The sequence below is a fragment of the Sporolactobacillus shoreae genome (assembly GCF_004684935.1).
Lineage (GTDB): Bacteria > Bacillota > Bacilli > Bacillales > Sporolactobacillaceae > Sporolactobacillus > Sporolactobacillus shoreae.
Genome location: NZ_SRJD01000043.1, coordinates 1 through 6,365, shown reverse-complemented (window position 1 = coordinate 6,365; position 6,365 = coordinate 1). Strand labels below are relative to the sequence as shown.

12 protein-coding genes are annotated in these 6,365 nt (G+C 43.5%); all 12 read right to left on the bottom strand.

Annotated features, from left to right (window positions below; genetic code table 11):
- Window positions 1-119 (bottom strand): PriCT-2 domain-containing protein (locus E4665_RS18875; protein ID WP_135350135.1); only part of this gene is annotated, 119 nt, incomplete at its 3' end.
- A 6-nt stretch (window positions 120-125) separates the two neighbouring features.
- Window positions 126-248, bottom strand: a complete 123-nt coding sequence (locus E4665_RS18720) for a hypothetical protein (RefSeq protein WP_277752234.1) — start codon at window positions 246-248, stop codon at window positions 126-128.
- Window positions 249-255: 7 nt separating this feature from the next.
- Window positions 256-1,839, bottom strand: coding sequence for a DEAD/DEAH box helicase (locus tag E4665_RS17735; RefSeq protein ID WP_135350134.1), 1,584 nt, complete (start codon window positions 1,837-1,839; stop codon window positions 256-258).
- Between the two features lie 273 nt (window positions 1,840-2,112).
- On the bottom strand, window positions 2,113-2,271 hold the full coding sequence (locus tag E4665_RS18285) for a hypothetical protein (protein WP_167815252.1): 159 nt from the start codon (window positions 2,269-2,271) through the stop codon (window positions 2,113-2,115).
- Window positions 2,272-2,306: 35 nt separating this feature from the next.
- A complete protein-coding gene (locus tag E4665_RS17730; RefSeq protein WP_135350133.1) occupies window positions 2,307-2,537 on the bottom strand; it encodes a hypothetical protein in 231 nt (76 codons plus the stop codon).
- Between the two features lie 31 nt (window positions 2,538-2,568).
- On the bottom strand, window positions 2,569-2,883 hold the full coding sequence (locus tag E4665_RS17725; protein ID WP_135350132.1) for a hypothetical protein: 315 nt from the start codon (window positions 2,881-2,883) through the stop codon (window positions 2,569-2,571).
- A gap of 6 nt (window positions 2,884-2,889) precedes the next feature.
- Window positions 2,890-4,194 (bottom strand): sigma-70 family RNA polymerase sigma factor, encoded by a 1,305-nt coding sequence (locus E4665_RS17720; protein WP_135350131.1) that lies wholly within the window; start codon window positions 4,192-4,194, stop codon window positions 2,890-2,892.
- A 14-nt stretch (window positions 4,195-4,208) separates the two neighbouring features.
- Entirely contained in the window at window positions 4,209-4,367 is a 159-nt protein-coding gene (locus tag E4665_RS18280; RefSeq protein WP_167815251.1) for a hypothetical protein, read from the bottom strand.
- Window positions 4,364-4,723, bottom strand: a complete 360-nt coding sequence (locus E4665_RS18610; protein WP_241654964.1) for a DUF3310 domain-containing protein — start codon at window positions 4,721-4,723, stop codon at window positions 4,364-4,366. The genes E4665_RS18280 and E4665_RS18610 overlap by 4 nt, the downstream gene beginning before the upstream one ends.
- A 1-nt stretch (window position 4,724) precedes the next feature.
- Window positions 4,725-5,057, bottom strand: a complete 333-nt coding sequence (locus tag E4665_RS17710) for a nucleoside triphosphate pyrophosphohydrolase family protein (protein WP_135350136.1) — start codon at window positions 5,055-5,057, stop codon at window positions 4,725-4,727.
- A 169-nt stretch (window positions 5,058-5,226) separates the two neighbouring features.
- Window positions 5,227-5,709 carry a hypothetical protein gene (locus E4665_RS17705; protein ID WP_135350130.1) on the bottom strand — a complete coding sequence of 161 codons (483 nt, stop codon included), beginning with the start codon at window positions 5,707-5,709 and terminating at the stop codon, window positions 5,227-5,229.
- 17 nt (window positions 5,710-5,726) lie between these two features.
- On the bottom strand, window positions 5,727-6,365 hold a 639-nt coding region (locus E4665_RS17700; protein WP_167815250.1), incomplete at its 5' end, for an AAA family ATPase.

Here is a 6,365-nt window from a genome sequence, read left to right as displayed (position 1 = left end):
GCTGTATATCCTTCCGACTTAAGCGCCATGCCGACGTCAACCCATTCTTGATAGTCAAGTGTTGACGGGTCGATGTAGTCCAGTAGCTTGATGATGTCGACTTTATTTTTCGTTTCCATAGGCTATCATTTTCCTTTTAATTTTTGTACTAAAGCCACAACCGCAAGAGTGATGATAATTCCAAGGAAAATACCGGTACCCACAATCTCACTGATAAACTTGAATAACAGATAATTGTGCAGACTCATTGCTCATTCACCCTTCCGGTTTGTATTCAGCAGGATTAATGTCTGACGGCGTATGCCATCCACTCGCCGCAATTCGGTCAATTATCTTACGTGCACCGTCAAACGGCCATGTGCCAACGTGCTGAAAGCCACGTCCCTCGAGAAAGCGAATCTGCTTAGGAGTCGTAAGTCCGGCCGACTTACGCTTGTCCAGGCGATCAAGAAGCAAGGATGCTTTACCTGCGTTATCTACTTCATCAGGAAAGATGCCCAATTTTTCAAGCGTCTTTTTTTGTTTGTCGGTCGGTGGCTCGAGTTCATGTCCAAATGATGGGACATAACTTGATAAATCTTCTGCCTGAATAGACATTTCAAACTGCAACGGATCGACCAGCTTACGTTTACGCCGTTTCATCTCGGCCAGTTGCTTCGCCAATGCTTCCTCACGCTGAGCGACGACATCCTCAGCAGCTTGTTTCTCGGCTGCCTCTAAATCAACAGGTGCACCTGCTTCTTCAATATTTTTAGTCATGGCCTGAGCTACTTCGTCGCTTTGAGCAATTAGATGTGCCGGATGGCATAGCTCATGCCGCTCCGTAAGCCACAGAAAATCTAGTAGCAATAATTCATTCTTTCCAGGAAATAGTCGGGTACCACGCCCCACCATCTGGCTATATAATCCACGTACCTTAGTCGGCCGCAGAACGACAATGCAATCGACCGATGGGCAATCCCATCCTTCTGTAAGCAGCATGGAGTTGCATAGGACGTTGTATTTTCCGTCCTGGAAATCTTGCAAAATTTCTGCACGATCCTGTGACTCGCCGTTGACTTCTGCCGCCTTAAATCCGACTTGATTAAGCAACTCCGTAAACTTCTGACTGGTCTTTACCAGAGGAAGAAATACAACAATTTTTCGGTCTTTGGCTACTTTCCACATTTCAGCGGCAATCTGTTCCAGATAAGGATCTAGTGCTGTTCCCAAGTCGCTTGTTTTAAAATCTCCTGATTGTTGGCCGACAGAGGTGATGTCCAGCTTCAACGGTATCGTTAGTGCCTTAATCGGTGACAGATAGCCTTCTTTAATTGCTTTGGGAAGCGTGTACTCATAAGCCAAGCTTTCAAAGTAAGCGCCCAGATCCTTCATATCGCCACGGTCAGGAGTCGCCGTGACGCCCAGAACATGTGCCTGTTCAAAGTATTGCAAGACACGCTGATATCCTTCAGAGATGCAGTGATGGGCTTCGTCGATAATGATGGTATCGAAAAAGTCATCGCTGAATCTGTTCAACCGTTTCTCGCGCATTAGCGTTTGAACGCTGCCAACCACGACGCGAAACCAGCTCCCTATGGACGTTTGCTCTGCCTTCTCCGTCGCACATTTGAGTCCTGTTGACTTGGCTAGCTTATCCGCTGCCTGGTCAAGCAGCTCACCCCGATGTGCTAGGACAAGTACACGCTCGCCCAACTTGACGCGATCTTCAATCACCTTGGAAAATACTATTGTTTTTCCGCATCCGGTTGGCAAAACAAGCAGCGTTCGTTTGATCCCTTTATCCCATTCATTTTCAACAGCAACGCGCGATTCTTGTTGATAAGGTCGTAGCTTCATCGTTTTGCTCCTTTCTTCAATCATTGCTCACCTACTGTTTCCTAAAGTGCTTGACTTTGCCCGCCATAAGCCATTCTAAAAGTCGCTTGAAAGATAAGGATCTATCTAACCCAACGCCATTGTTAAGCTTTTTAAAACATTCATTGCAAATGTCAAAATTGTAATCGATCACGCCACCCATATACCAACTCACTTTTACATGATTGGGTGTATTCGCTTCTTTTTCGCATAAATCGCAATGGTCAGTATACGTTCGCATTACTATCAATCCTTTCAGCCAATTCGGTATTCTTCTTTTAATAAAGCAACTCTTGAATCGATATTGTCCAGCAGGTGCTGCTCTCGTTCGATGTCCTTTTTCTCCGCGTCTGGGCGCATCATGTAATATTTCAGAGCATGCTTCATAATTTGCAACTCAGTGTACTCAGTCATTTTTGGTCTCCTTCGTGGTAGTGTCGTACTGCGAATTAATAGGTTTTTTCTTTGAAATCAGCAATGTTTTCGCCAATCGGTGCGAGATAAAAATGTCTTTCTATTTTTGCTAAAATAACGTGTGCTTCCATTTCGTTATCGCCTAATTCATCGCCGCCGATTACTTTTCGCCATTGCGCTTTTTCGTCCTCATAAGCGGCAACGGCTTCTTCTTTTTTATCCGTAATGATGACAATTTGATTGTCAGAATCAAATACTACCCACATTCCAATCTCTCCTTTTATTTCGTTTTAGCTGTCAACTGCGTCGTTTGTGGATCATGCCTATTTTCAATTTCCAGTTATAAACGCTCATATGCAGCTTTTTGTTGATTTCTTGATCCTTCCAACCTTTCTGTTTCAGCGCATAATATTTTTCAGGCGTTAGCTTCGGTTCTTCCGGCTTTTGCAGCGCATCGAGGGCTTTACCAGCTTCGCGTATTTCAGTGTACAAAGGGCAGCCACCATGGATTTGATCGGGATGCTCGCCGCGCTGATCAGCTTGGAGTGGGCAGCCATTGCATCGATCCAGTAAGTCTTGCACGATCAGGCGTTGTTTTTTCCGCGCGTCCATAGGCGATTACTCGCTTGCGGTCAGTGCGTGGATATACTGTTTGGCGGCTTTAAGTTTCCTATCCAACTTTTGTAGGTTGTCGTATGTGACTAGATAAAGCTTCTGATAATGATCAGCAGACTGCTGTATTTCACCAAGCTGCTGTTTTACCTGGTCGATTTCTTTATAAGCCTGATTAGTTAGTTCAGTTTGTTCTGCATTGTCGTCAGTCAGAGACTCATTTTTATCTCTCAGTTTCTGGATCCCTCCCGCTTGTTCTCGTATTGATTTAAGAAGGTCTTTTTTATCTTCCAGCAGCGCTTCAACCTGTCGCTTTGTCGCCGCCAGTCCCTGCGTCGAGTCAAGCAAATCCTTTTTATCTTTGATTAGTGCCGCAATCTGTTTTTCAGCATCATTAAGTTGATTTTTCAGCCGTGCATTAGTTTTTATTACCGTGTCCATATTGTTTTCTAAAACTGGTATTCTGGGGTCTTCAATTTCTTCTCTTTTTGGCCCTTTTTCAGCTGTTTTTGGCTGTTTTTTGACCAGTTTCTCAATTTTCCATTTATGATTACGTCTGAAATTTTCGACCTGATCTGTTGTGGCATTGATCTCTTTAGCTATTTCATCGTTGGTCAATCCGTGATTGAGGTATGCGGCGCAGTCCGTTACGGACATAAGAGCTTTAGCTGGCATTTCATATTCCTCCTTTTCGCGGCATCCCTGCCGCTCAGCTTCCTGTTTTAGTAGTTTGAAAAAATTAGCAATAATACGCGAGATGTAACTTTGTGAGAGGCCGTATTTTTTAGCCTGATCTTCTTGATTTGGTTCGTCTTTTAGATAGTCAATAATTATTTGCCTAGCTGGCTCCTTGAACTTTTTCAAGACAGATTCAGTTACCGTTGATACCGCTTCTCGATCAACATACTCGTGTTTTGGCGCAGCAATTGTATCGATTAAAAATAACTTGTCACCGTCTTCGTTTTTCAGAATTGGCTGGTCAATACTGATTTCCCACGGTCTACGTTTAATTTTTCTATTTTCCATCAGCAATTCGTTTCTAATAACAGTGGATAAAAACGTAGGTAGTCTAGCTCCTTTTGATTCATCAAAGTGATCGATGGCTTTGCTAAAAGCAAAAAGTGCTAGGCTAACCGCATCGTCATATTCAAGATCCTTTGGTTTGAACTTTCTTACACAGTAGTAAACAAAAGGCATATTTAATTTGATAATTTCGTTTCTAGTATCCTCTTGGCCTTTTTGGTATCTGCGGATGAGCTCCAAGTTTTGCTGCTCTCGGTCCTTCCGCATCTTGATCGCAGGATTTTCCACATCACTTCGCTCCTTTAGTACACAACTTCAGGAAACGTGAGCAGCAGAGCAGATAATGATCCAACAAGCAGAAGAATAAATATGGACTCAAGAAACCAATCTCTTCGCTCTGTCCAGCTACCAATCGCTCCGGCTATGGCAAGCAGGATTAATAAAATCTGATAGAAGATCATGATCCGTCACCCACTTTCTCCGCCTCCTTGATTAATTTATCTAGGTACACACGTGCCTTTTTAAGATCCTCGACACCGTTCTTTTCCTTCCAGCGGACGACATACTTCACAATGTTTCCCTCGAGGAAGTCTAGATGTTTATCGATAATGAAGTCCCAGGTTTCTATACTTCCACTGGTGTAATAAGATGGTGCGCTGATATCCGTTTTCATTAGCCCCGTATGAATAGCATTTATGTCTACAAAATTTATTCTGGCCATTTGAGCTTCGCGAGGATGTTTTTCTTTTATATGGGCCCTTACAGATTCAATGGTCATAAATTTATGTTTGCAAATATCGCATTCAGCTACTCTCATATCAGTCATCATCCTTCACATCAACCCGTTTTATGCTGTCCTCGCTACTAAAGCCATGAGGATAACGTTTCTTGAGTTTGGCAATGTTTGATTCAGCCACATCTCCAAGATCAATCCCCGCAACTCTAGCAACTTGAGAAGCGTACCAAAGGACGTCACCGAGTTCTTTTTTGATATCGTCTTCATAAATTTTATGTCCATGAAAGCGGAACTTTTTAATTAAGTCAGCGACTTCGCCAGCTTCTGCTGATAAGCCAAGTCCATAATTGATAAGTTCTTCATCATGTTTTTTTGCTGTACGGCTTGCTAGTTGCTGATACTTTGTAAAAGTCATGCATTTCTCTCTTGCTTGGTCAAGGAGCCAATGATAATCTCTTATATTGACAACAATTCTGCCGAATGGTATTTTGCTAGATCTTTGTTTAATTTCTTCAAGTCGTCCCATTTATCAATCATCCTTTTTTGTATAAAAATAGAGAGGTCATTAAACCTCCCCTGTTCAATTAAAATTGACCTGGTGTGAATCCGCTGCCCTGTGTTGGAAAGGGCGTTGTATATCCTGGTTGTTTAACTTCGTCTGCCGGAATGAACGTCTTAACCTGGTTGTTTTTCTTGGGTTGTCCGTCATTTCCCGTCCATTCATGGACTTCGAGTTTCACACGCCCCGTGGCACCGACTACTGTTCCCCAGTTCATACGCAGCTTTTCTCCTTTTTTCTTCTGACCGATACCTGCGAAGAAGTTGGACAGCAGTCCTTCTGTTATCGTATGAAGATACAGGTTATCGAAAACATCAACGTCACCTTGTGGAGAGTGTATCGTCAGCGTTAGCTTTGCCTGATTGCATGCCGGAAGCTTATCACTTCCTGCAAAACGTCCGCGCTCAAACTTCGTCACTGTAAAGTCGTATTCTCCTGCCGGAAGGACGATAAATTCACCGCCGTCCTTTTCAATTTCGGAATCCCATTGAAGCTCATGATCTGCCATATTTAATCACTCCTAATTTATTCAAATGGTAAAGTCTTACGAAATTCCTGAATGGCTCCAAATACCTGATCCCATGCTCCTACGAGAACGCCGCTAACGAATCCAGAATCATAATTCGTGATTGGTGTATCTTGTGGGTAGTATCCTTTTTGGGCGACAATGACTTGAATTTCTTCTTCTGACACCTGGTTAGTAATCATCAGATCACGCAGTGGCTTCGGTATCGCTGAGTTAAGCTGATCGTTAAAAGATAATTGTGATGACCCTATTTCCTGTTTTGATGTTTCTTGTACAGGTTCTGCTGTCTGAGCTTGTGGTTGTGCCGCAGTCATTGTCGGCTCTACAGCGTCAGGCGTTTTATTAAAAATAGGTGCGAGTACGGCATAATCTAGTGGAAACTCTTCAGGCAATCCGTGACGGTTCTTTGCATCCCAAGTCGGCTTATGTGTGGCGTAAACAGTACGTGCACCACCTTGCGCCTTGTGCTTCGTTCCCTTGTCGTCTGTCGCCACGCTAAAAGTTTTATAGTTGATGAATAGCACCATGTCTGCCCACTCTTTGACGAGTGCTGACGTACGGGCTGACGTCTTTTTTCCAAGCTTTAACTCGTACCGATCATAGGCGCCCATTTCGTCAGGCTGCTCAAACTTTCTAAT